The organism is Chryseobacterium sp. B21-037, from assembly GCF_028570785.1.
Taxonomy (GTDB): Bacteria; Bacteroidota; Bacteroidia; order Flavobacteriales; family Weeksellaceae; genus Chryseobacterium; species Chryseobacterium proteolyticum.
The window spans coordinates 967,269-993,117 of sequence record NZ_JALGCB010000001.1; the positions used below are offsets into that span (position 1 = coordinate 967,269).

Annotated in this window: 24 protein-coding genes; 12 read left to right on the forward strand and 12 right to left on the reverse strand. The window is 36.5% G+C overall.

Annotation, left to right across the window (positions count from 1 at the left end; translation table 11 throughout):
- Nucleotides 1-44 precede the first annotated feature (44 nt).
- Nucleotides 45-614: a Crp/Fnr family transcriptional regulator gene (locus MTQ00_RS04065; RefSeq protein WP_273647835.1), complete on the forward strand. Its 570-nt coding sequence runs from the start codon at nt 45-47 to the stop codon at nt 612-614.
- Between the two features lie 27 nt (nt 615-641).
- Here the strand turns inward: MTQ00_RS04065 and MTQ00_RS04070 are convergent, their stop codons facing one another.
- From MTQ00_RS04070 to MTQ00_RS04105, 8 genes are all read right to left on the reverse strand, one after another.
- The gene (locus MTQ00_RS04070) at nt 642-2,009 is read right to left on the reverse strand and encodes an MATE family efflux transporter (RefSeq protein ID WP_273647836.1); all 1,368 of its coding nucleotides are present in this window, start codon (nt 2,007-2,009) and stop codon (nt 642-644) included.
- A 71-nt stretch (nt 2,010-2,080) separates the two neighbouring features.
- Nucleotides 2,081-3,265, reverse strand: coding sequence for a sigma-54-dependent transcriptional regulator (locus tag MTQ00_RS04075; protein WP_172283238.1), 1,185 nt, complete (start codon nt 3,263-3,265; stop codon nt 2,081-2,083).
- A gap of 56 nt (nt 3,266-3,321) precedes the next feature.
- A complete protein-coding gene (locus MTQ00_RS04080; protein WP_273647837.1) occupies nt 3,322-3,981 on the reverse strand; it encodes a YggS family pyridoxal phosphate-dependent enzyme in 660 nt (219 codons plus the stop codon).
- A 112-nt stretch (nt 3,982-4,093) separates the two neighbouring features.
- A complete protein-coding gene (locus MTQ00_RS04085; protein ID WP_273647838.1) occupies nt 4,094-4,960 on the reverse strand; it encodes a polysaccharide deacetylase family protein in 867 nt (288 codons plus the stop codon).
- 161 nt (nt 4,961-5,121) lie between these two features.
- Entirely contained in the window at nt 5,122-5,814 is a 693-nt protein-coding gene (locus MTQ00_RS04090; RefSeq protein ID WP_273647839.1) for a DUF72 domain-containing protein, read from the reverse strand.
- Nucleotides 5,815-5,873: 59 nt separating this feature from the next.
- The gene (locus tag MTQ00_RS04095) at nt 5,874-8,738 is read right to left on the reverse strand and encodes a heavy metal translocating P-type ATPase (protein WP_273647840.1); all 2,865 of its coding nucleotides are present in this window, start codon (nt 8,736-8,738) and stop codon (nt 5,874-5,876) included.
- 280 nt (nt 8,739-9,018) lie between these two features.
- Nucleotides 9,019-9,579, reverse strand: coding sequence for a helix-turn-helix domain-containing protein (locus tag MTQ00_RS04100; protein ID WP_273647841.1), 561 nt, complete (start codon nt 9,577-9,579; stop codon nt 9,019-9,021).
- Nucleotides 9,576-9,971, reverse strand: a complete 396-nt coding sequence (locus MTQ00_RS04105) for an acyl-CoA thioesterase (RefSeq protein ID WP_172283226.1) — start codon at nt 9,969-9,971, stop codon at nt 9,576-9,578. The genes MTQ00_RS04100 and MTQ00_RS04105 overlap by 4 nt, the downstream gene beginning before the upstream one ends.
- 577 nt (nt 9,972-10,548) lie before the next feature.
- Between MTQ00_RS04105 and MTQ00_RS04110 the strand changes: the two genes are divergently transcribed.
- Nucleotides 10,549-10,905, forward strand: coding sequence for an RNA recognition motif domain-containing protein (locus MTQ00_RS04110; RefSeq protein WP_172283224.1), 357 nt, complete (start codon nt 10,549-10,551; stop codon nt 10,903-10,905).
- Nucleotides 10,906-11,032: 127 nt separating this feature from the next.
- Here the strand turns inward: MTQ00_RS04110 and MTQ00_RS04115 are convergent, their stop codons facing one another.
- Both MTQ00_RS04115 and MTQ00_RS04120 read right to left on the reverse strand, forming a co-directional pair.
- Nucleotides 11,033-11,500 carry a BlaI/MecI/CopY family transcriptional regulator gene (locus MTQ00_RS04115; RefSeq protein WP_172283222.1) on the reverse strand — a complete coding sequence of 156 codons (468 nt, stop codon included), beginning with the start codon at nt 11,498-11,500 and terminating at the stop codon, nt 11,033-11,035.
- Nucleotides 11,501-11,508: 8 nt separating this feature from the next.
- The gene (locus tag MTQ00_RS04120; protein ID WP_273647842.1) at nt 11,509-12,111 is read right to left on the reverse strand and encodes a phosphatase PAP2 family protein; all 603 of its coding nucleotides are present in this window, start codon (nt 12,109-12,111) and stop codon (nt 11,509-11,511) included.
- Nucleotides 12,112-12,236: 125 nt separating this feature from the next.
- Here MTQ00_RS04120 and pdhA point away from each other — a divergent pair, with 125 nt between their 5' ends.
- From pdhA to MTQ00_RS04155, 7 genes are all read left to right on the forward strand, one after another.
- On the forward strand, nt 12,237-13,238 hold the full coding sequence (gene pdhA / locus MTQ00_RS04125; protein ID WP_172283218.1) for a pyruvate dehydrogenase (acetyl-transferring) E1 component subunit alpha: 1,002 nt from the start codon (nt 12,237-12,239) through the stop codon (nt 13,236-13,238).
- 96 nt (nt 13,239-13,334) lie between these two features.
- Nucleotides 13,335-14,951, forward strand: a complete 1,617-nt coding sequence (locus MTQ00_RS04130) for a pyruvate dehydrogenase complex dihydrolipoamide acetyltransferase (protein WP_273647843.1) — start codon at nt 13,335-13,337, stop codon at nt 14,949-14,951.
- Between the two features lie 140 nt (nt 14,952-15,091).
- The gene (locus MTQ00_RS04135) at nt 15,092-15,760 is read left to right on the forward strand and encodes an ABC transporter ATP-binding protein (RefSeq protein WP_172283214.1); all 669 of its coding nucleotides are present in this window, start codon (nt 15,092-15,094) and stop codon (nt 15,758-15,760) included.
- Nucleotides 15,761-15,772: 12 nt separating this feature from the next.
- On the forward strand, nt 15,773-16,342 hold the full coding sequence (locus tag MTQ00_RS04140) for a murein L,D-transpeptidase catalytic domain-containing protein (protein ID WP_273647844.1): 570 nt from the start codon (nt 15,773-15,775) through the stop codon (nt 16,340-16,342).
- Nucleotides 16,343-16,379: 37 nt separating this feature from the next.
- Nucleotides 16,380-17,057 carry a RadC family protein gene (gene radC, locus MTQ00_RS04145; RefSeq protein ID WP_273647845.1) on the forward strand — a complete coding sequence of 226 codons (678 nt, stop codon included), beginning with the start codon at nt 16,380-16,382 and terminating at the stop codon, nt 17,055-17,057.
- Nucleotides 17,054-17,974, forward strand: a complete 921-nt coding sequence (locus MTQ00_RS04150) for a hypothetical protein (protein WP_273647846.1) — start codon at nt 17,054-17,056, stop codon at nt 17,972-17,974. Before radC ends, MTQ00_RS04150 begins: the two co-directional genes overlap by 4 nt.
- 267 nt (nt 17,975-18,241) lie before the next feature.
- Complete coding sequence (locus MTQ00_RS04155; RefSeq protein WP_273647847.1) at nt 18,242-18,988, forward strand: phytanoyl-CoA dioxygenase family protein; 747 nt, start codon at nt 18,242-18,244, stop codon at nt 18,986-18,988.
- Here MTQ00_RS04155 and MTQ00_RS04160 read toward each other — a convergent pair.
- Complete coding sequence (locus MTQ00_RS04160; protein ID WP_273647848.1) at nt 18,983-19,729, reverse strand: FkbM family methyltransferase; 747 nt, start codon at nt 19,727-19,729, stop codon at nt 18,983-18,985. The genes MTQ00_RS04155 and MTQ00_RS04160 overlap by 6 nt on opposite strands.
- Before the next feature lie 185 nt (nt 19,730-19,914).
- Between MTQ00_RS04160 and MTQ00_RS04165 the strand changes: the two genes are divergently transcribed.
- Nucleotides 19,915-20,427: a DUF7935 family protein gene (locus MTQ00_RS04165; RefSeq protein ID WP_273647849.1), complete on the forward strand. Its 513-nt coding sequence runs from the start codon at nt 19,915-19,917 to the stop codon at nt 20,425-20,427.
- Between the two features lie 22 nt (nt 20,428-20,449).
- Nucleotides 20,450-21,061 carry an inorganic pyrophosphatase gene (locus MTQ00_RS04170; RefSeq protein ID WP_172283200.1) on the forward strand — a complete coding sequence of 204 codons (612 nt, stop codon included), beginning with the start codon at nt 20,450-20,452 and terminating at the stop codon, nt 21,059-21,061.
- Between the two features lie 126 nt (nt 21,062-21,187).
- On the opposite strand, the gene MTQ00_RS04175 is transcribed toward MTQ00_RS04170, so the two are convergent.
- Nucleotides 21,188-22,915 (reverse strand): amidohydrolase, encoded by a 1,728-nt coding sequence (locus MTQ00_RS04175; protein ID WP_273647850.1) that lies wholly within the window; start codon nt 22,913-22,915, stop codon nt 21,188-21,190.
- 132 nt (nt 22,916-23,047) lie between these two features.
- Here MTQ00_RS04175 and MTQ00_RS04180 point away from each other — a divergent pair, with 132 nt between their 5' ends.
- Entirely contained in the window at nt 23,048-25,789 is a 2,742-nt protein-coding gene (locus tag MTQ00_RS04180; RefSeq protein ID WP_172283198.1) for a sodium-translocating pyrophosphatase, read from the forward strand.
- Nucleotides 25,790-25,849: the final 60 nt, after the last annotated feature.

Here is a 25,849-nt window from a genome sequence, read left to right on the forward strand (position 1 = left end):
GAATAAAAAATACATCAGAAAAGGACATTTGTCCCGGACCCTATATGTTACGAACGAACGAAGCATTTTTAAAGTATTTAGAGCAGCTATACGTAAATCAGGAGCGTAAAGAAGATATTGTTATAAAATCATTTTCAAAGGGGCAGAAAATATTTACCCAGAACGAAGCGGCGTCGAAAGTAATGCTTATTCGTGAAGGAATTACAAAATGCTATTTTGTAGAGGAAAATGAAAAGGAATATATTATGGAGTTTCTGGGAAAAGGTGAAATTATAGGTGAAATAGAGTTTATTAAAAATATTAATTGCCTTTGCTCCATCGAAGCTATGACCAATGTTTCTGTATACGCTATTTCCATCCCTTATTTGAGATCGGTGATTAAAAATGACCTTACGTTGAATAACCTTTTGCTGGATGTATTTGCTGAACGTATTGTAAATACATCGACAAGGGCGTCTTACCAGCAGCTGTACACCACTGAACATAATCTGGCAAAGCTTCTGAAGCTACAGTCCAAACAGGAGATTGAAATTTCAAAAGAAGATATGGCTGCTTATTTAGGAGTGACCATAAGAAGCCTAAACAGGGCGTTGAAAAGTCTGAATAATAAGTAAAAAAGCGGTCTGACAAGACCGCTTTTTTTATATGGATGCATTCTGCCTGATTTTCTTTGCAGACATATTTAAAAAACGTTTGACCAGGAAGATCGCAGAAATGGTTAATCCCAATCCTAAAGCAATCCACATTCCGAATGCTCCCATATTTAGTGTAACACACAATAAGTAGCCCAATGGAACGGTAATCACCCAGTATGCTATAAAAGTGTAAATAGAAGGGATTTTCACATCCTGTATTCCTCTAAGCATCCCCAATGCTGTAACCTGAATTCCATCAGATAACTGGAATAATGCTGCGATAATCATTAGTTTTGAGGCCAGTGTTATCACTTCAACTTCTTCTTTTTTGGTGAAGAATGTTGGGAGAATATTTCTACCCAGAATAAATACAATTCCACAGATGCACATAAAGATAAAGGCAATTTTTAAATTATTAAGCCCAACTTTTCTCAGCTCTACATAATTTTGTTCACCCATCTTCCTTCCGATCATTACGGTAGAGGCTACACTGAATCCTACACATAAATTAAAGGTAAACGAGGCCATGCTTAATGCAATCTGGTGAGAGGCAATATCGTGAGCTGAAATCAATCCACAGATGAAAGCGGCTCCCGCGAAGGCAGTTACTTCAAAGAACATTTGCAAAGCTGTTGGTAGTCCTAATTTTACCATTTTATCGAACATACTTCTGGAGAACACATGGATCTTTAATGAAAAATCTTTGATATAGCGTCTTGTTCTTTCTTCTTTTAACAAAACGAAGTAAAGAAAAACCACCATAAAAATCCGGGCGATCAAACTGGCCAAAGCAGATCCTTTTACTCCCATCGGAGGTAATCCGAAAAGGCCCTTGATAAAAACGTAATTTAAAACAATATTAATAACGTTTGCAATAATGGTTGCTTTGGTCACACCAATCGTGTAGGATAGCCCTTCAGAAACCTCTCTCAAGGTCTGAAACGCCATAAAGGGGATCATACTGATCGCCATAATTCCCAAAAAATGAACTGTATCAGGAACGATCTTCGCAGGCTGTCCCGAATGATAGAGTAGAGGTAATCCCAGTAACAGGACTGCCATTAAAATGATTCCTACAGTCATATTGATCACAAATCCATGGCTGAATACGGAATTAATTCTTTCATGGTCGTGTCTTGAATGTGCTTCCGAAACAAGGGGAGGGATCGCAAAAGAGAATCCCAGTGCCAGTACAAATGTCGAGAAAAATACGGCATTTCCTAGAGAAACGGAAGCTAAAGCATCTGCGCCTAATAGTTTTCCGACAATAATATTGTCGAATAAGTTAACAGATACTTGCCCTACCTGCGTTAGCATTACGGGTAGCGCCAAAGTAAGGCATTCTTTGGTATAGTTTTTATTTAAAAAGCTCATAGTTTTAACAAAAAAAAATTTGCAGTGTTACTACTGCAAATTTTTTATAATTTATTTAGTTTATAATTAAATTATTTTCTTACAAAATTTGCAACATCCTCCTTGGAAACTGTGCTTCCACCTAGAATAATTAATCTTTCCACAACATTTCTTAATTCTCTGATATTTCCAGTCCATGAAAGGGCTTTAAGCGCTTCAATCGCTTCATCATCAAATTTTTTCACGGCTGTACCATGTTCATCCGAAATCATTCCTGAGAAATGTTCTACCAATAATTTGATATCTTCTTTTCTTTCATCCAACGGAGGTACATAGATTTCAATTACAGATAACCTGTGGTAAAGGTCTTCTCTGAATTTCCCCTCTTCAATTTCTTTCTGCATATTTTTATTCGTGGCAGCAAGAACCCTTACATCAACTTTTATTTCTTTGTCGCTTCCTACAGGAGAAACTTTGCTTTCCTGAAGTGCTCTTAAAACCTTTGCCTGTGCAATAAGGCTCATATCTCCGATTTCATCCAAGAAGATAGTACCTCCTGTTGCCTGTTCGAATTTTCCCTGCTTATCTTTGATAGCTCCGGTAAAAGAACCCTTTACGTGTCCGAAAAGTTCGGATTCGATCAGTTCTGATGGGATCGCCGCACAGTTTACTTCGATCATAGGTCCCTTTGCCCGTTCACTTTGATTGTGAATAGCATGCGCTACCAGCTCTTTACCTGCACCGTTAGGCCCGGTAATAAGAACTCTTGCATCAGAAACAGCTACTTTTTCGATCATATCCTGAATCTTCTGTAATGCAGGAGATTCACCGATCATTTGGTATTTTTTGTTGACTTTTCTTTTAAGTGTTTTATTTTCACTCTGTAGCGTCTTATTTTCCTTTTTCAGGGTTTCTTTCGCTAAGGCATTTTTAACACTGGTGATCAGTCTGTTGATATCGATAGGCTTAGAAATGAAATCATATGCTCCATCCTTTAAGCAAGAAACAGCAGAATCAATATCTGCATGCCCTGAGATCATAATAAAAGTAGTTTCGGGTTTTAACACCAAAGTCTGCTTCAAAAGCTCTGTTCCTGAAAGTTTTGGCATCTTTATATCGGAAATCACTAATGCGAAATCTTCTTTTTCCAGGTGTTTGTAACCCTCTAAACCATCTTCGGCTACTACAAATTCATAATTGGTAAGTTCATCAGACAGAATACTGTGCAGTACTCCTGAGATTGCTTTTTCGTCTTCTACTATAAGGATTTTTTGCATAGTTGCAAATTTAGATTTTTTGATTGAATTATTAGCAAAAACTATACCTAAATACTTTATTTAGAATAATCTCTTCGCCCGAAAATTGCAGAGCCAACCCGTACGGAATTTGCCCCGCATTCAATGGCAATAGGGAAATCATCACTCATTCCCATTGATAAGGTATCCAGTTTTTTTAATTGATTTAATTCATCAAAAACTTTTTTTAAGGTTAAAAATTCCTTTTTTACCTGTTGCTGATCGTCAGTGAATGTAGCCATCCCCATAAGTCCGGTAATGTGAATATTAGCAAATTCACCATTGATGTATCTTTGGAAGAGCTCTCTGGCTTCCGATATTTCAAGACCGAATTTACTGTCTTCAGCAGCGATTTTTACCTGCAGAAGAACCTTAATTTTTCGGTTATGTTTTCCTGCTTCTTTATTGATCTCTAGCAATACTTTTTCAGAATCCACACTCTGGATCGTGTCGATAAATTCAGCAATATATTTTACCTTATTCGTTTGCAGATGCCCGATAAGGTGCCATTGAATATCTTTCGGAAGCAGAGGATATTTCTCCATAAGCTCCTGGACTTTATTTTCACCGAAAACTTTCTGTCCCAGGTCATAAACCTCCTGAATAGCTGAAACAGGATGGGTTTTTGAAACGGCTACCAATTGAACTCCTTCGGAAAGCTGTCCCTTTATATTGTTGTAATTTTCTTTAATATTCATAATTGCAAATTTCTGAATTCTTATAGCAAAAAGCTAATGATTTTATAAAATTTTAAATAGGTCTGAGTTACTTTTTTGCCATGAAATTTCAGAATGAGCCTTGTTTCATGTTTTAATTTAAAACTTCATTGATTTTAGGATAAGCGGAAATCTTTCTGAATACAAAGCGATTGGTCTTCTGTAGTTTTTCAATAAACAGATCGAGCTCATTAATTGAATCGGTATCCGAAAGATACTGATCATGGGTAAGGAACACCAAATGTCTTGATGTTTTTTCAAGGTCATTAAAAAAGATGCTGTCTACTTTTTTCAACATGGCTTCGTGACTTCCTTTAAGGACCATTCTGTTTGTGGGCTTCCATTCCAGATCCCAGCCGATTACTTTATATCCTGCCTTTTTTAAATGATCGGCTGCCAGCGAAGAACTTTTAATATCCGTAACATTGATGTTGTTGAGCCTCCAGATATTTCTGCCCGGAGTTCTGGCGATTTTATTGTGCAGTGTAAGACTGTCCTTTGCTCTGTCAAAATCATGAACAACTGCTTCCGGATTTTTATAAAAACTGGAATATTTGTTGTGGGCATGCGAAAAACTATGATTAGCCAGTTCAATCAATGGGTCTGCTTTCAGCAGTTCCATATCATTCTTTTGTCTGTTGCTGTCATAGCTGTGTTTTCCCACTATAAATGCAGTAGCACATACATTTCTTTTGCGTAAAACTTTCAGAAGGTTTTCGGTCCCGCGATTAGGACCATCATCAAAAGTAAGATAAATAACTCTTTTGTCTGTCGGGGTTTCGTCATCCTCCAATTCGGTGACTATTTTTGCGACGGGATGGTCTTTGGAAATCATCTTTTCAGAATCTTTCGCGTCTTTTTTCTCATTACAGCTGTTGAATAAAACTGAAGTTGCACTCACCAATGCAAACATCCCAAGAAAAGTCAGGTTTCGCGACTTTTCCGCAAAAAGGTTTTTCATAAAAAAATTGGAGATTAAATGTTAATTATCGTTAAAATTTACAAATAGATGTTAACAATATGCATGCCAATTTTTACAAAAAAATAAGTTTTAATAATATTTTAATCTATTAATTGTAAAGGGTTTTCAAGATAATATCTTTTTCAGATACAGCCCGTTTTTTATCGCGGCAGTTCCCCAGGTGTTATTGAAAAATATAAACGCTTTCTTTGTGATTTTTTTATTTTTTCGGTTAAATGATTGAGAAATTCGTGAGTGTACTCAGATTTGTAGAGAATAGGCTTTCCATGAAGTCTATAATAAATGATTTCAGGATGATTACTCATTAAGTCTTCCGGAAGGTTTCCGGGAAAACTGACACCGGAAAAAATAATGTTTTTTTGCTTTAAAGCCTTTAAGACTTCATCAGTCCACCATGAAATATGTCTAAATTCCATTACATTTATGAAATCAAAGTCCGGATGTGTTAGTACCAAATCAAGGTTTTCGGGAGTATTTTTGAAAGAAGGGGGAAACTGATATAAAAATCCGGATAGCTTATTTTTTAATTCCTCATGGATGTGACGGCAAAAGATTTCGATCTCGTCCTTACAATCTTTCATTCTTTTTTCGTGGGAAATCGTTTTGGGGATTTTAATAAAAAACCTGAATTCTTCAGGAGTTTCATCAAACCATTTTACAAGAGTTTTCAGAGTCGGTTTTCTATAAAAGGTAGAATTAATTTCCACAGCATTGAATTCTTGAGAATAGAGCGTAAGGAAATTTTTCGCAGATGCATCTTGTGGATATAGAGAGCCTTTCCAATCATTATTATAGAATCCTGAGCAACCGATATGATACATTTCTTTTTTCATGGTTTTATAAAGTTCCTCCGGATTTGATCTATAAACCTGGAATCCGGAGGAAAATTTGATTATTTAACGTCGAGATCGACAGCGTTTAATCTTAATGAATTAAGAATCACCGATAAAGAGCTGAAACTCATGGCTGCGGCTGCAATCATCGGAGATAACAGAATTCCAAAAAAAGGATACAATAATCCTGCCGCAATAGGAACTCCTAATACATTATAGATAAAAGCAAAAAAGAGGTTTTCCTTAATATTCTTCAATAGTTTTTCACTCAGAAGCTTAGCTTTGGCTACACCTATGATATCTCCTTTTAATAAAGTAATCTCTGCACTCTCAATAGCGACATCCGTCCCTGTTCCCATAGCAATTCCGATGTCGGATTGTGCCAAAGCAGGAGAGTCGTTGATTCCATCACCTGTCATTGCGACAATTTTTCCTTCTTTCTGAAGTTTTTTAACTTCATTTAATTTATCTTCAGGTAAGCAATTGGCTTTGTAGTGTATGATACCCAGCTCATCCGCTACAGCTTTAGCTGTATGTTCATTATCGCCGGTCATCATCACGATATCCAGACCTTCTTTCATTAAGAGCTCAACGGCCTTTTTAGAACTTTCTTTGATTTTATCCCTAAAGCTTATGAACCCTAAAACATTATGATCCTCGGCAATATATGAAATCGTATGCGCTTTGGACTGAACTTCAATTGCCTTCTGTTTTAAACTATCAGGAATGGCAATCTGATGAGAGGTCAGGAGATTTTCGTTTCCAACATACACCGTTTTTCCATCGATGATTCCTTTTACCCCTTTTCCGGATATGTTTTCAAACTTTTCCACCTTCGCGGAAGAGATTTTTTGATCCTTAGCTTTTTTAATGACTGCGTTAGACAGAGGGTGTTCTGAATTCTGATTCAATGAATAGGCTAATTTTAAAATCTGATCCTGATTTCCGTTATCCACTGTTTCAATGTGTTCTACAGATGGTTTCCCTTCGGTAAGAGTTCCTGTTTTGTCCGTAATAAGAACATTTACTTTGTTCATTTGTTCCAGAGCTTCGGCATTTTTAATCAGGATGCCGTTTTTAGCCCCTTTTCCGATTCCAACCATCAAAGACATTGGAGTAGCAAGACCTAATGCACAAGGACAGGCCACAATAAGTACAGCTACAGCATTGACGAAAGCAAACAAACTTCTTTTACCTTCGGGCCCGAAGAATTGCCATCCAACAAATGTTAAAGCGGCAATAAGGATAACCGTCGGTACAAAGATTTTTGAAACTTTATCGGTTAATTTTTGAATAGGTGCTTTACTACGACTTGCTTCATTCACCATTTTGATGATCTGGGACAATAGGGTTTCATCACCAACTTTTTCAGCTTTCATAATAAAAACCTGATTCCCGTTGATTGTTCCTGATGAGACCTTATCATCCATATTTTTTTCTACAGGAATCGGTTCTCCGGTGATCATACTTTCATCAACAATAGAGTTGCCTTCCGTTATTTTTCCGTCTACCGGTATCTTTTCTCCGGGCTTTACCTTTAAAAAATCACCGATCTTTACTTGAGAAAGAAGAACCCTTTTTTCTTCTCCATTTACGATCAGGTTGGCTTCATCCGGTGAAAGATTCATCAGCTCCCTGATTGCATTTCCAGTTTTTTTATGAGCAGCGGCTTCCATGAGTTGTCCCAGGATAACCAGCGTAAGAATGACACAGACCGCCTCAAAATAAAGCGGGATCTCATGATTGTGACCGCGGATTTCATGTGGGATGATATCCGGAAAAAGAAGAGAGACAATACTGAAAATAAATGCTGCAGAAACTCCCAGGGCAATCAGACTGAACATGTTCAGATTCCATGTTTTAAATGAAACCCAGCCTCTTTTCATTAAAAACCACCCAGAATAGAAAAGCACAGGAAGTGTTAAAGCCAGCTCAATAAAACCCTGAATCTGATGAGAGAACGGGAAATTAATCAGCATACCTCCCATAGAAAGAATAAATACGGGAACGGTAAATAGCAATGAAATAATGAATTTCCTTTTTAATATATTATAGGTTTCATCATCTTCTTCCCCTCCAGTATCAGGCATTCTTACGAGATCCATTCCGCATATGGGACAGCTTCCAGGCTCGTCCTGTATAATTTCAGGATGCATAGGGCAGGTATATTTTGCGGTCTTTTTCTCAGGATATTTTACAAGATCCATCCCACAGACAGGACACCCTACGTTGCTGTCATAAGTTTTGTCTCCTTCGCAATACATCGGGCAATAGTATCTTCCAGCCATATCATCCGTAACTTTAGGAGCTTCATGATGATGGTGGGTTTGTGAATGAGAATGAGAATGAGAATGTTGATGGGTATGTTCTGATGATGAATTATTAACAAGCTCTTGTGTAATTTCTTCCAGGTGCATATGACAAACCGGACAGTCGCCTTTTTCATCATATATTTTATCTCCTTCACAAAACATCGGACAATAATATTTTCCAATATGGTCTTTGAAGTTTTCCGGCAAATGTTTGGAAGAATAGGCCGGTTTGTAATTAGGGTCCTTAGCCTGCTTTTCTTCAATAGGAACAAGGTACATATGACAAACCGGGCATCGTTCTCCCTGTTTGAAGTATACTTTATCTCCCTCGCATTCCATAGGACAATAGTAAACTGAAGATGGAGAAACACGATCCTGAGGTTTAATGAAAGCTTTTTCCGGCTGCGTCTGATCTTCCAGCTGATAATAGCCAATCTCGGCTAAAGCCTTGTTTAGCGTATTAAGGTTAATTGCAGTATCTGAGATAATAGTTGCAAGATTATTTTCCAGACTGATATCTGCTGTAATACCCTCGATTGAATTTAGCTTTTCAGAGATTTTTTTCTGACAACCGGAACAGCTCATTCCGAGTATTTTATATTGTTGTTCCATGATCTTAAATTATGATACAAAATTCCGTAAAGGAAAATAATGTATGTTATAAATTTAAGGATAATAGTTATAGAATTTGGGAAATCGGGTATTTGGATGTTTGAGAGTCGGAGGGTGTTAGGGTATTGAATAATGGAGTAATATTGAGTTATTTGGGATTTTATTATCTTGTAGTACTTAAGCATTTATCTGCTTAAAGGCTATTTTATCATCTCCAATTATATGCTTAAACCGTCAAACAAATAAGCTCTAATTAATCCCATACTCTCTGATACTTCATTCAAAAACTGTCAAGCGGTTTTCTGTTATGGACTTTCAGTTTTTTAAACTCAGTAGGGGTGAATCCTGTGCTGTTTCTGAATTGTGAGGATAAATGCTGTACACTTTTATAACCAAGCTTTCCTGCAATTTCCGTTAAGGTAAATTCGTTATACAAAAGAAGCTCCTTTACCTTCTCTATCTTTTGAAGGATGAAAAACTGCTCCAAAGTAATATTCTCATTTTGGGAAAAGGTTTTTGAAAGGGAACTGTAATCCTTATGTATTTTTGAAGCCAGAAATTCTGATAATAAAAAGTCTTCATCAATATCAAGTTCGCTGATTTTGGTAATAATGAGATTTTTGATTTTCTCAACAAGTTGATGGGAGGAATCCTTTATTCTTTCAAAACCTGTTTTTTCCAATTCTGTTTCAATGAAACGCATATCATGATCTGAAATATCTGATTCCGTTTCCACTTCCCCAAGTTGTATGGATTGTATTCCGATCCCAAAATCATTAAAAATAGAAGAAACGGCAGAAATGCACCTGCCGCAGACCATATTTTTGATGAAAATTTTCATAGCTGGTTATTTAATCGGTCCTTTACGAATTCAACCTGTGTTTTACCATGAGGAAGAGGATTTCCGTCTTCACCTAGATTGACCATTACAATTTTATCTACCGTGATAATGGTTTGATGCGTCATTTTATTTCGTACCTCGCATCGCAATGTAATAGAACTCGAACCGAATGCTGTTACTTCAATCCCGATTTCAACAATATCTCCCTGTTTGGCAGAACTAACGAAGTTGATTTCCGAAATGAACTTCGTAACTACTTTTGTGTTTTCTAACTGAATGATAGCATAGAGAGCAGCTTCTTCATCGATCCATTGTAATAACCTGCCTCCAAAAAGTGAATGATTAGGATTCAGATCTTCGGGTTTTACCCATTTTCTAGTGTGATAGTTCATACCTTAATAATTTGCCCCACAAATTTAGCGCTAAAAACTGGCTTAATCAAACGAATAGGATTTAGTTATCAAAAGAGAAATATTTATTTTCTCGATCAGAAAATTTCATCATTTCGCAATATCAAACTCATCATATCATCTTTTTTCATTTTTTATTATTTCCGTTTTATTTAATCATTTGATATATAGTATTTTAAAAATATGTAGTTGTGTTTATTAAAAAATATTCAATGATAAGCTTAAATAGATGTGGTTTTAATTTAAATTTTAGTAATTTAATAGTATTTGTTGCTATATAAGTGTCATTTTACTATAAGATCTAGTGTTAAAAAATATTTAATTTTCCCAAATATTGCTTATGATATTATTGATATACATATATAAAATATTGTTTTACGATAATTTTTGTAAATAGATCAAATGTGGGTGATAAAATACTTGTAAAAACGCTTTGATTTGAAATTTTAAATTGTATCTTGCGAACGTTTATATTTGGAATCAATATTTGTTCATTTAATATATGTTGCTTTTCTTTTATATACCAAATTTTTATTAATTATTATAATTTTATTTAACAATGAACATTTTTGTTTCAAACATCAATTACTCAACTAAAGAGTACGAATTACAAGATTTATTCGCAGAATTTGGAGAAGTATCTTCTGCTAAAATCATTACAGACAAGGAAACTGGACGTTCCAGAGGTTTTGGTTTCATAGAAATGGGAGAAGAAGAAGGAAAGCAAGCTATTGAAGCATTAAACGCAAAAGAATTTAACGGAAAAACACTTAACGTTTCAGAAGCTAAACCAAGAGAGGAGAAGCCAAGAAGAAGTTTCGATAACAACAGAAGTGGTGGTTATGGAAACAACAGAGGCGGTGGATACGGCGGTGGTAACAACCGTGGTGGAAACGGCGGCGGAAATCGTTGGTAAAAAATATAAGCGGCTTTTAAGCCGCTTTTTTTATGTCTTTTTATTTCGTGTTCCTTGTTAATTAATCAATATAAATAAATTTATACGATACTGTTTTACTTATTTATAAATATGCCTTCTTCGGGGGCTAATCTTTTTTCTTCTTTTTCTTTTTATCCCTGTTTTTCTTATCCTTTTTGGGATTAAGGATCTCATTGGCAATCTCCAGCTTCGGTATTTTGGTTTTTACCGGTTTTATTTCAATTTTAAGATCGAAATACTCTTTTAAATCATCCTGTGATATTAATTTTTCATTCAATAGGAATTGTAAGATCTCTTTTCCCGAATCATGAAAGAAGTTATGCGAAAGTTCTTTTAATAAAAACTTTTTATAATGTTCATAGGGTATGGTGACTGAATATTTAAAAATCCTGCCTTCTTTCTGTGTAGAAAGATATCCCTTTTCAACAAGGATCTTTAGGTAAGTGGATACAGTATTCTGGTGTGGTTTTGGTTCCGGATGCTGCTCCATAACATCTTTCAGGTAGAATGAATCGAGCTTCCAAAATAGCTTCATTAAGTTTTCTTCTGCAGTTGTAAGATGATTTATTTTCATAAGATATTCTAATGTTGAAAGTGTATACTGCAATAAAGATAAAGAAAAGAAATTAAAAATGCTATTGCTGCACCCATAAATACTTCTTTTATAGTATGCCTCTTTAATATTACTCTTGTAATTCCCACAAGAACAGCTATTCCCAGCCATAAAAGTCCCATTTTCCAACTAATGGCATAAAATAAGCCGGCGACAAAAACATTGAAGGCCGTATGCATAGAGCTTTTAATAAAAAAATTACTTATCTGTAAGGAAAAAAGGAGAATAAGGATAAAAAGCATTAGAAAATCCAGTGAGCCATATTTGATATAGTGAAAAAGTAAATAGGCAATCACAGCAATTGCAGCAAAAATATAAAATGTCTTCCTCTGAACCCTGTTTGAAACATCCATATTGGTATATCGTCCGGTCTTTACATTCCAGATCAGCCAGATAATAATAGGAATTATAATGATAAGTAAAATAGGAAGAAAGTAAGTAACTGAGTCTTTAAGGGAATATTCATGAACACTTTTATAAACAAAGAATAAAAATAAAGATACCAGCGGACTGAAAAATTCTGAGATAATTCTGGAGATTTTATGCAATGCGGATGTTTGTTTTTCTTCCATGTTTAAATTAAAAACTCAAATATAACATTATAAGTAAAAAAACAATTGGTATGTATACAATAAAAACAAAGTTTTTTTTATAATTTTGCTCAACTATTTCATAATAAATAAGCAAGAGCTAGCACATGAAAGAATTTTCTAAAGAGGTATACCTTAAGTGGTATGAAGATATGACAATGTGGAGAAGGTTTGAAGACAAATGCCGTTCTCTTTATCTAAAACAAAAAATCAGAGGTTTTTTACATTTGTATAACGGTCAGGAAGCTATTCCAGCCGGATTTACCCATGCAATGGATTTAACCAAAGATAGTATGATTACTGCTTACAGATGTCATATTCATCCAATGGCAATGGGAGTAGACCCTAAAAGAATTATGGCGGAACTTTGCGGAAAGGCTACAGGTACATCCGGAGGTATGGGTGGATCTATGCATATTTTTAGTAAGGAACACCGTTTTTACGGAGGTCACGGTATTGTAGGAGGACAAATTCCTTTGGGAGCTGGTATTGCTTTCGCTGATAAGTATTTTGACAGAAAAGCTGTAAATATCTGTTTCTTTGGAGATGGAGCAGCAAGACAGGGATCATTACATGAGACATTTAACATGGCAATGAACTGGAAGCTTCCGGTAGTATTTGTGGTAGAAAACAACCAGTATGCGATGGGAACTTCTGTAAAAAGAACTGCCAACCATGAAGATATCTACAAATTAGGATTAGGATATGAAATGCCTTGTCTTGCAGTAGATGCAATGGATCCTGAAAAAGTGGCTGAGGCAGCTTATGAAGCTATAGAAAGAGCAAGAAGAGGAGATGGGCCTACATTCATTGAAGCAAGAACATACCGTTACAGAGGTCACTCGATGTCGGATGCTGAGCCGTACAGATCCAAGGAAGAAGTATCTATCCATAAAAAAGATGATCCAATCGAATTGGTAAAAGAAAGAATCCTTGCGAATAACTGGGCTACAGAAGCAGAATTGGAAACTATTGAAAATAAATCCAGAGATTTTGTTGACGAATGTGTGGAATTTATGGAAAATTCCCCATATCCAACCGCGGAAAAAATCTATGAGTATGTATATGCACAGGAAGATTTCCCATTCGTAGATAAACTGGAAAACTAAACATAATAGGAGATCATATGATGATGACCGGGAGTTATTATCATATCCCTTTCATTATCAAATTATCAAATTAATTCATTATCATATTAAAAAATTATGGCAGAAGTAATTACAATGCCTCGTCTTTCCGACACAATGACGGAGGGGAAAGTGGCGAAATGGCATAAAAAAGTTGGAGATAAAGTAAAAGAAGGAGATATTTTAGCTGAAATTGAAACAGATAAAGCTGTTCAGGATTTCGAATCTGAGATAGAAGGAACCCTTTTGTACGTAGGTGTAGAAGAAGGCGGTGCTGCAGCTGTAGATTCTGTTCTTGCAATCATTGGTAATGAAGGTGAAGATATATCCTCATTAAAAGGAGGAAGCGCTCCGGCAGCGGGAGGATCTGAAGAGAAAAAATCCGAAGAAGAGGTTAAAACCGAAAATAAAGAAACGAGTGTAGAACAAGCTTCTTCTGAAGTTCCTGCAGGAGTGGAAGTGATTACAATGCCAAGACTTTCTGATACAATGACAGAAGGAAAGGTAGCGAAATGGCATAAAAACGTAGGAGATACCGTAAAAGAAGGAGATCTTCTTGCGGAGATCGAAACTGACAAGGCTGTTCAGGATTTTGAATCTGAATTCAACGGGGTATTATTAAAGCAAGGTGTCGAAGAAAACGGAGCAGCTCCGGTAGATTCGGTATTGGCGATTATAGGACCTGCGGGAACAGATGTTTCAGGAGTAGGTGCTGCAAAATCATCGGGTGCTGTTTCAGAAAAACCAGCTGAACAAAAATCCGAAGTGAAGGCAGAAGATAAACAAGCTGCTCAGGCGGTGAGTTCATCATCTACGGATAGAATTGCTATTTCTCCTTTGGCTAAGAAAATTGCTCAGGAAAAAGGGGTGGATATCCATGGTGTACAAGGTTCCGGAGAAAACGGAAGAATTGTAAAAAAAGATATAGAAAATTATCAGCCTTCTCAGGCTAAGCCCGCAGCATCTGCTCCGACGGCAAGTCCTGCAGCTCAGGTTGCTTTAAATTTTGTTCAGGGAGAAGATACGGAAACTCCAAACTCTCAGGTAAGAAGCATAATTGCAAAACGTCTAGCAGAAAGTAAGTTCTCTGCACCTCACTATTACCTGATGGTAGAGATCAATATGGATAAAGCAATTGAGGCAAGAAAAGAAATCAATTCCTTACCAGACACGAAGATCTCTTTCAATGATATGATCATTAAAGCAACAGCTGTTGCGTTAAGAAAACATCCGCAGGTAAATTCAAGCTGGGCAGGTGATAAGATCATTCACAGAGGAAACATCAATATCGGAGTAGCCGTTGCGATTCCTGATGGCTTGGTAGTTCCTGTTCTTAAGAATACAGACCAGATGAACTACAATCAGATTTCTGCGGCTGTGAAAGATATGGCTTCAAGAGCTAAATCTAAAGGCTTAAAAGCAAATGAAATGGAAGGTTCTACATTCTCTATCTCTAACCTTGGAATGTTCGGAATTGAAACATTTACAAGTATCATCAACCAACCGAACTCTGCAATCCTTTCTGTTGGAGCAATCATTGAAAAACCAATTGTTAAAAACGGAGAAATTGTAGTTGGAAACATTATGAAGCTATCTTTAGCATGTGACCACAGAGTAGTAGATGGTGCTACAGGAGCTCAATTCTTACAGACTTTAAAAACATATCTGGAAAGTCCTTTGACTTTATTACTGTAACAAATCCGGATGATATAGATAAAAACCTCTCGTTACGAGAGGTTTTTTGTTTGTAGATCTTGTAATTCAATAGAATTTCAATCATTAAAAAATTAATGTAAGATCATTAGAGTTTTATTTATATTCACTATTTTTGAAACATGATTATAGCAAGAAATATCCATAAATCTTATGGAAATTTAGAAGTGTTAAAAGGGGTTGATATTCATATCAAAACCGGGGAAGTAATTTCTATTGTGGGAGAGTCCGGAGCCGGAAAATCTACTCTATTACAGATTTTGGGAACATTGGATTCACCTACTAATTCAAAACTTTACGACACCGAAATTACATTGGCTGGCGAGTCATTTATCAATATGACAGATAAGCAGCTTTCTAAATTCAGAAACCAGAATATTGGTTTCGTATTTCAGTTCCATCAGTTGCTTCCTGAATTCACAGCACTGGAAAATGTTTTGTTACCTACCAAAATTGCAGGAGCAAATGAAAAAGAAGCGCTGGAAAAAGCTTATGCGCTATTTGAAGATCTAAGAATTGAACAGAGATTGCATCATAAGCCGAACCAGTTATCTGGTGGAGAAGCACAAAGGGTAGCGGTAGCAAGGGCACTTATCAATTCTCCCAAAACTATTTTTGCTGATGAACCAACGGGGAATCTTGATTCAAAAAATGCGGATGATCTGCATCGTTTATTTTTTGATCTTAGGGATAAATACAATCAGACCTTTGTCATTGTAACCCATAATCCCAATCTTGCGGAGATTACAGACCGTAAGCTGGTGATGAAAGATGGAATGATTATAGAATAGTTTGCTTCAATCATGCAAAAAAGGATGTTCTTTTTTCTGGTATTATTTATTTTTGTGGGCTTTAAGTCACAGATCAACTCTAATTTGCCGGAAGCAAAGATCATCGAAATTAAAAGATTCTTAGCCGGGAAAAGTTATAATCAAGACCTCGCTATATTCATTAATTATAAAATCCACTCCGGTAAATACCGTTATTTTGTTTACGACCTGAAAAATAATACAATACTTCAGCAGGCTATTGTTTCTCATGGAAGTGGTTCCGTTAATAAAAACACGGACGTCCTTAGCTTTAGTAATACTGAAGGCTCTTTTCAGTCTTCCTTGGGGAAATTTGAAATCAAAGAAAGTTATATAGGGAAGTTCGGGAAATCTTACCGGTTAAACGGTCTTGATTCAAGCAATAATAATGCAATGGGCAGAGCTATTGTTATTCATTCATACGGATGCATACCGGATAAAGAATCACAAACGCCTGCTTGTCTGAGCCTTGGCTGTCCGATGTTATCGTCTGGTGCTTTTCAACAAACCGCCCGCTTTATTGATTCATCTAAACTACCGGTAATATTGTATGCTTTTTATTAAAAATTCGTACTTTGTACTTTTAATTTAAACTTCAATTATGTCCATTAAATTTCTTGCTGAGGATGACAGGCCACGGGAAAAATTTTTACGAAAAGGTAAAGATTCACTTTCCGATTCTGAATTATTGGCCATTGTAATGGGAAGTGGAAATAAAGATGAATCTGCCCTGGAATTAGCCAGAAAGATTTTATCATCTGTTAATAATAACTGGAATGAACTCAGTTTGCTATCCGTTAAAGAGCTTATGAAGTTTAAAGGGATAGGTGAAGTAAAAGCACTGTCAATTGCTACCTCTCTTGAAATAGGACGCAGACGTGCCCGGCAGGAAATCTCAGACAAGCCGGTTATTTCGAATAGTAATGATGCTTATGTCATTTTTAAAAATCATTTATCGGATTTAAGGACTGAAGAATTCTGGGCACTGTTCCTTAACCAAAGTAACAAAGTTACCCATATTTCACAGCTGACACAGGGGGGGATCAGTCAATCTATCGTTGATGTACGGGTTCTTTTCAAAACTGCGCTGGATAATTTTTCTACAGGTGTAATTATAGCACATAATCATCCTTCCGGAAGTTTAAAACCCAGCCGTGAAGATCTCACCATAACCCAAAAGATAAAGGAAGCGGGAAGGTTTTTAAGCATCCAGCTTTTGGACCATTTAATAATAACCCAGAATGCATATTTTAGTTTCTCAGACGAAGGATTATTATGATTAAGAGAGTACGATACCCTGAAATTGATTTTAAAAAATATACCCAATGCCTGGAAGGCTCTGAACAAAGGAAATATTCAGCTTCTAAAACTTTTTTAGATATCACGTCCCTGGATAAATGGGAATTGCTTGTTTACAATGATTATGAAGCAGTAATGCCGGTTCCGTACGTAAAAAAATACGGAATAAAAATTGTTCACAATCCTATGCTTTGTCAGCAGCTAGGCGTTTTTTCAAAGAAAGATGATGTTTCAATCAACCAGGCGTTTTTGGAATTTTTACAGGAAAACTATCTGATAAGAATTTACCAGTTCAATGATTGTAATCAGTTTCAATCTACAATACCATTGAGAAAAAATTTCCTTATTCTACCTGATGCATACGAAAGGGTATATGCCAAATATTCACCTAAAAGGAAAAGGAAGTTAAGGCTTGACGAAAACGTACTGGAGAATTCCCTGATTAAAAATGTAAGCTTTGAAGAGGCCCGAAGTTTTATTTCGGCCAATATGCTTGGACTTGATAAAGAAGGTGATCTTAACGGCTTTTTAAGGATTTTTGAAGTATTTTATAAGCTGGGTAAAATTAAATTTTCAGCTTTTTATTTTAAAGATCAGATCATTAATATAATTGCGCTTTATGAAGATTTAGGTACTGTTGCCTTACTTGGAACATTTAACGATAAAGAACATGTAAAAATTTCTGGCGCATCCGTTCTCATCGATCATGCAATCAGGAATCATATTGAAAGTAAAATATTTGATTTTGAAGGAGGAGAGCTACCTAATATTGAAGAGTTTTTCAGAGGATTCCGTCCGGAATTAAGACCTTATGGGGTTCTGCAGAGTTCTGTGAAATCTTTGGCTGAGAATTTAGTGAGATTAATTATTAAAGGAAAATTCTCAACATTAAAATAGATGACAAGACCTGTATCTCATTTAGATTCGTTCTAAATATTATTTGTACCTTTATGAGGTTATTTTAACAACCTATTTAGCGATGTTCAAGCAGATCCGAAATTACAAATTACCTTACGTTATTTATAATTTTTTCAATAAGAATAAATTAAAACATAATATTCCGCTTTATAAAAAGTATGGTGTGAAAAAGAACTACTTTTCAAGTATTTCAAGTAAAGATTTTTCGCATCTTCCTGCAAGCAAAGAGAAGTGCATCAGGAAAAGATGATGAATACGGATTTTTATAAAAGCCTATCGGAAGAAAATAAGGAAAGTGCATCCAGTTATAATGATAATGGATATCTGATCTTAAAAAATTACCTTAATTCTTCAACGGTGGACCAGATCAATGCTGAAATCGAAAAATTAATGAATGACGGGACTTTGAAATTCCGTTACGGCGGTAAGCTGATGTTTGCTATCCATCATTCGGAAATTATCAGAAGTATTGGTAATGATAAGGAGTTTCTCGATTTTCTATCGGTGTTACTGGACGGGCAGGCCAAACTTTTCCAGAGTATCAATTTTATTAACGGGAGCCAGCAAAAAACACATTCGGATAGTATCCACATGACTACCTATCCTCTGGGAGGATTATTGGGCGTATGGATCGCTTTGGAAGATGTAGACGAAAATAACGGAGCATTGCACTATATTCCGGGAAGCCATCAATTACCTTATTTCCTGAATTCTGATTATGATAATGAAGGAAGTGTCTTTAAAATCGGTAAAAAAAGTTATAAGGCTTATGAAGAGTTTTTAGAAAATAAAGTTCAGGAGCTGGGATTAAAGAAAGAGGTTTTTCGAGCTAAAAAGGGAGATCTTTTAATATGGCATGCGAACATTCTCCATGGAGGGGAACCACACCTGGATAAAAGCAGAACCCGCAAAAGTCTTGTTTATCATTATTTTGATGAAAACAGTGTTTGCTATCATGAAGTGACCCAACGTCCCGCACTTTTTGAATTATAAACCGACTGGTTTGCATGCAAAAAACACATCTTTACTCTGGTTTTTTATGGTAAATTGATATGGACTCAGATCTCTGTTTAACGTAATGGAATCATAAGGCGGGTGAGTTTCAATTACTATATTCTCTACATTTTGAAGCCATGAATTATTTTTGCTGAGTAGTTCAGCTTCCGCTCCTTCAATATCGATTTTAAGAAGATCAATATTTTGGATACCATTATTTTTCATGATGCTTACAATAGATAAAGCGTCCGTAAGAATACCGGTTTCAGATATTTTTTGATTGTAAGAAAGTTCATCTCCACCAAAGTGTAAAGTATCATCTTCAAAATAGGCTGCTGCATGTAAACAAATAATATTCTTAAATGACTGCGTATTAGCTTTTAGCAGTTCAAAATTATCCCGGGAAGCTTCTACTGCATAAATTTTAGCATTTGGATATTTCAGAGACAGGTAAATGGAGGTCATTCCGATGTGAGCACCAAGATCAACTATAATCTCAGGGCTTTTGTTTAAGAATTTAAGATGATCGGTATAGGTTTCTTTCCAGAATATTTCGTAGAAAATATCAATATCACCTTTAAAGGTCCTCAAATACAGGCTGAATTCTTTTTTATTCTTCTTAAAATTATATACAAAGGTCTCATTGTTATTAAAATTGAGATCGTTCTTTCTGAATTTGGAACTGTACCTTTTTGAATTCACAATAATTGTAAAAAAGGTCTTCAGAGTACCGCTCATATTTTTATTGAAAATTACCTTTGAAATGTAGTTTTTTAAAGACATTATAAATTATAAGATGGTTGACAGTACAAATTAATGGTATTTATGTTTATTTCACTATTTTTTTGATAGGAAAATAAAAAATAAAAGCTTTAAACTTGCATAGTGAATAGTAAATTATTAGTAATTTTGCACATCGAATTATGACAAGTTTTTCAGAATATCTGCCGTATGCTTTTGCTCTAATTATTGCAATTCCTTTTCTGGTTTTGCTGAGACAATTTGTACATAACTATATTACCCTTAAAAACCAGGAAATAAAGCTTCTGTCCGTGAAATCAAATTCTGAGAACAAGAGCCATTCATATGAAAGGATGACCTTGTTTCTGGAAAGGATCAAACCTTCGAATATCGTTCAGCGGTTTGATAAGGATCTGGCAGTTCATGAATTTATTTTTCTTACAGAAAAAACGATCAATGAAGAGTTCGAGTACAATTCTTCTCAGCAGCTTTATTTAACGAAAAATTCATGGAAGAATGTTGTCGATTGTAAAAATGCAATTATAGATTTGCTTCATAAGACGTATGAAGGTCTTAATAATAATGCCGATCTTAATGAATTTAAAACGGTTTTTATTATGAATTACATGAATGCTGAAGATTATATTGCTGTTACCATAGAAGATTTAAGAAGAGAAGTTTTAATATTATCATAACAAAAAAATTAAAATATAAATAATGATTCCAAATTTTAAAGCACATCCGTGGCATGGAATTTCTGCAGGAGAAGATGCGCCAAATGTTGTAAATGTATTTGTGGAGATTGTTCCTTCAGATACGATTAAGTATGAAGTTGATAAGGAAACTGGATATTTAAAAGTAGACCGTCCTCAGAAATTTTCAAATATTATCCCTGCTTTGTATGGTTTTGTGCCAAGAACATATTGCCATAATGAAGTTATGAAGCTTGCTGTTGAAAGCGGTGCTGACGATGTAACAATGGGAGATCATGACCCATTGGATATTTGTGTATTAAGTTCACACAACATCCACTCAGGAGGAATGTTGATGGAAGCTATTCCAATCGGTGGTTTCAAAATGATTGATGGAGGTGAGGCAGATGATAAAATTGTTGCTGTAATGGTAGGTGATCACGCTTTCGGACATTTCAGGGATATCGCTGAATTACCGGAAGCTGAAGTAAGAAGATTGATGCATTACTTCTTAACATACAAAAACTTACCGGATGAGCCTGCAAAATGTAGAATCCAGGAAGTTTACGGAGTAGAGCATGCAAGAAAAGTAATAAAAGCATCGCAAAAAGACTACGCAGAAAAATTCGGGGGCTAAAATAAAACAGCATTCGGAACACAATATATAAGGCAGATGAATTTTCATCTGCCTTTATATTTAAATGAAGTAGGAAAAGGACCTCCGGTCATTAAATATAACCCTTGATCGTATTATAAGAACCTCCTATTTTCTTTGATAAACAGAAACTCCTTCTTTAATCGTTTCCAATACTTTAATATTCCTGATTTGTTCAGGATCAATGGTTAATGGATTTTGATCTAATATGACGAAATCAGCAAGCTTTCCAGCTTTGATTGAGCCTTTCCTTTCTTCTTCCTGAAGCTGATAAGCTGCATTAATCGTGATGGCTTTTAATGCCTGAAGAGGGGTTATTCGTTCATTGGGACCCAGGATCCTTCCGGAACGGGTTTTCCTGTTCACTGCAGAATACATTGCTGTAATCAAATCGGGTGGCGTAACGGGAGCATCGTGATGCATGGTGAAGATAATTCCTGCTTTTAACGCTGAATTTGCAGGACTGATGAATGATGCCCTTTCCGGCCCGAAAACGCTTGAATAATGCCAGTCTCCCCATAAATATACATGAGTAGAAAAATAAGAAGGAATAAGCCCTATATCTTTAATTTTCTGAATATGATCCGGACGGCTGTTCTGAACATGGATCAGGGTAGCACGGAGTTCCGGCCTGTAAATATTTTCCTCTTTCAGTTTTCCGATCACCCGTAAGGCCTGATCAATAGCAGCATCACCATTTACATGAAGCTGTGCGGTGATATTGTTTTGAAATAAAGTTTTCAGATCATCGTATAAGACCTGGTCAGAAAATATCGGAAAGCCTTTATAATCTGCTGACTGGCCTTCGGGAGGAACGAGATAAGGCTGGGTAAGCCAGGCCGTTTTTCCCTGTGGCGAGCCGTCATCTGAAAATTTAAAACCGCCAAGTTTTAAATGATTGTTGTATTTCATATATTTCGGCTTAAAGGTACTCAGCTCCTTTTTGAAATACTCATAATCGGGAAAATACACAACATCTGCTTTAAAAACGTGTTCGGATGCCGCTTTTTCCAGAAGGGCCACACTTTCGCCCATTGTCCTTCCGTCACAGATGGTGGTCTGGCCATAGCTGAGCCATTCATCCTGAGCTTTCTTAAGATTCTGCATGGCCTGCTCCTGAGCATTTCCTGTTTGTTTACTCATTTTTTCTGTAAGGGAAAGAAGCGCTGAAAAGCTTGCGTTTTCTTCTAATTTTCCATTAAGCTTTCCTGTTTTTTTATTTCGCCCGTAATGGCCTCCTTCCGGATCTTTTGAAGAATCTGATATCCCTAAAAACTTTAGCATGGCGGTATTGGCTACACTTGCATGACCTGAGGTATGAATAACAATAATAGGATTGATTTTGCTTATAGCATCCAGTTCGTCCCTGGTCGGATGTCGGTGTTCGGTCATGATGGCATCATCATATCCATTGCCTATGACCGGTTGATTAGCAGGAATAGCATGGTCTTTAAGGTATTTTCTGATGGTATTCTGAAGGTCTTTAATGGAATTAACCGTACCATAAGGTTCAGGAAACAGATCGATTGCCTGCAGCATCCCCGCTCTTGAAGTGAGGTGGCTGTGAACATCAATAAAACCGGGAAGTAAAACTTTCCCCTCAAGATTGATGATCTTCGTTCCTTCATCTGTGTAACGTTCAGCTTCTGCCTTTATTCCGGCGAAAAGTATTTTACCATTTTTTAAAACTACTGCCTCCGACTGGGGAAGTGTATCTTCCATTGTTAAAATTGTTCCTCCAAAATAAAGAATTTCTGCTTTTTCTTTGTGAGGTCTTCCTGCACAGCTGATAACAATAAGAACTACTGAAAATAGTAAATAAATTGATGCTTTCATACAATATTGTGTTTTTGTGGTGTTCTTAAATTTACGAATAAATATATTATCGGCCTAGTCTTAATAAACCATAAGAATTTTTGTTATATTTATAAAACTAATTACTATTTATTAATATAAAAATAATAAACTATGGATTTGTTCTATTTAATTCCGGTTTTTGGTGTTATTGCTTTACTATACACTTTTATACAAAGTAATTGGGTGCAAAAACAGAATGCCGGAAATGAAAAAATGAAAATTATCAGCGGGCATATCGCTGACGGTGCGATGGCTTTTCTAAAGGCCGAGTACAAGATTTTAACTTATTTCGTAGTAGTTGTGGCGATCTTATTAGCCGTAATGGGAATGAGTAATTCTAATTCCCACTGGAGTATCGGGATTGCCTTTGTGGTAGGAGCTATTTTTTCTGCTTCTGCAGGTTTTATTGGGATGAAAATAGCAACCAAAGCCAATGTGAGAACTGCAGAAGCTGCGAAGACTTCATTGTCTAAAGCTTTAAAAGTTTCATTTACAGGAGGTTCAGTAATGGGAATGGGGGTTGCAGGATTAGCCGTTCTGGGCTTAGGAGCTCTTTTCCTGATCATTAAGCAGATCTTTGCTGCTGATGCTCCGGTTGATTCTCATGAGATGGAAAAAACGATTGAGATCCTTACCGGGTTTTCTTTAGGCGCAGAGTCTATTGCATTGTTTGCCAGAGTGGGCGGCGGTATTTATACTAAAGCGGCCGACGTAGGGGCGGATCTTGTAGGGAAAGTGGAGGCAGGAATTCCTGAGGATGATCCCCGGAATCCGGCTACCATTGCAGATAATGTGGGAGATAATGTAGGGGATGTGGCAGGAATGGGAGCCGATTTATTTGGTTCTTACGTAGCCACTGTTCTGGCAACAATGGTACTGGGAAGAGAGACAATTTCGGTGGATTCTTTCGGGGGATTTGCTCCCATTCTGCTTCCGATGCTTATTGCAGGAACCGGGATCATTTTTTCCATCATAGGGACCTTATTTGTCAGAATTAATGACAATGAAGGAGCTTCAACTTCCAGTGTGCAGAATGCATTGAATCTGGGAAACTGGGGAAGTATCGTAATTACTGCGGTAGCTTCTTATTTCCTGGTTACTTATATTTTACCTGAAACAATGGTATTAAGAGGTCATGAATTTACCAAAATGGGTGTTTTCGGGGCTATTATGGTAGGATTGGTGGTAGGAACTTTAATGAGTATCATCACTGAATTCTATACAGCGATTGGTAAAAGGCCGGTTTCTAGTATTGTGAGACAATCTTCGACCGGTCACGCAACGAATATTATCGGAGGTCTTGCTGTAGGAATGGAGTCTACTTTGCTTCCTATTATTGTTTTGGCAGGAGGTATTTACGGATCTTATCTATGCGCCGGTCTTTATGGAGTGGCTATTGCAGCGGCCGGAATGATGGCGACAACAGCTATGCAGTTAGCGATTGATGCCTTTGGACCCATTGCTGATAATGCCGGAGGAATTGCTGAGATGAGCGAGCTCCCGAAAGAAGTTCGTGAGAAAACAGATATTCTTGATGCTGTAGGAAATACCACCGCAGCTACAGGAAAAGGATTTGCTATCGCTTCTGCAGCATTAACAGCCCTGGCTTTATTTGCGGCATTCGTAGGAATTGCAGGAATTGACGGAATCGATATATACAGGGCTGATGTTTTAGCCGGCTTATTTGTAGGGGGAATGATCCCTTTTATTTTCTCGTCACTGGCAATCACAGCGGTGGGGCAGGCGGCAATGGCCATGGTGGAAGAAGTAAGGAGACAGTTTAGAGAGATCCCGGGAATTCTTGAAGGGACTGCTGAACCCGAATATGAAAAATGTGTTGCCATATCAACGGATGCGTCGATAAGAAAAATGATGCTTCCGGGAGCCATAGCGATTATATCTCCTTTATTAGTAGGTTTTATTTTTGGTCCTGAAGTATTGGGTGGATTCTTAGCCGGAGCTACGGTATGTGGTGTTCTGATGGGGATGTTCCAGAATAATGCCGGAGGTGCGTGGGATAATGCCAAAAAATCTTTTGAAAAGGGTGTAGATATCAACGGTCAGACTTATTATAAAGGTTCAGAGCCTCATAAAGCTTCTGTAACCGGTGATACTGTGGGGGATCCGTTCAAAGATACTTCCGGACCATCGATGAATATTTTAATTAAATTAATGTCTATTGTTTCTTTGGTGATTGCGCCTACATTGGCCACTTTACATAAAGATAAGATTGAAGCTGAAAGAAAAGCGACAATTGAAAATTTATTGAGCAAAGCCGGTGCACATTCAGGTGTTGAAAATATGGATCCTGGAGTTTCTGGAATTACTGTAACTCCAGCCGAAATCAAAGGACATTTGAATGAAAACGGAGATTTTGTATATGAAACCGGAAATATCAAGGAAATCAAGCTGAACAATGGAAAAACCATTTCACTTGGAGAAAACAGCCGTCTGTTTGAGATGTATAACAGCATAAAAAACAAAAATCAATCTGTTCTGGATCCTAATCATTGGTACACAATTGAAAATCTTTATTTTGAAAGTGGTTCCAGTGATCTTAAGGCGGGTTCTGATGCTCAGCTGGCTAATTTAGCGGAACTGTTGAATGCTTTTCCGGGTCTTAGGATAAAATTAGGTGGTTATACAGATGATACAGGAAATCCTGACAGTAATAAAAAACTATCCAACTTAAGGGCTCAAACAGCTAAACTGAAACTTTTAGAAATGGGTATACCTTCAGATAGAGTAGAAGCAGAGGGATATGGTTCCCAATTCCCTGTTTGTGAAGAAAATGATACCGATGAATGTAAAGCAAAGAACAGAAGGATTGACGTAAGGGTCCTTTCTTTATAATTCAAAATAATATCTACAAAAAGCACCGCAAATTGTGGTGCTTTTTTATGTGGAGCAATC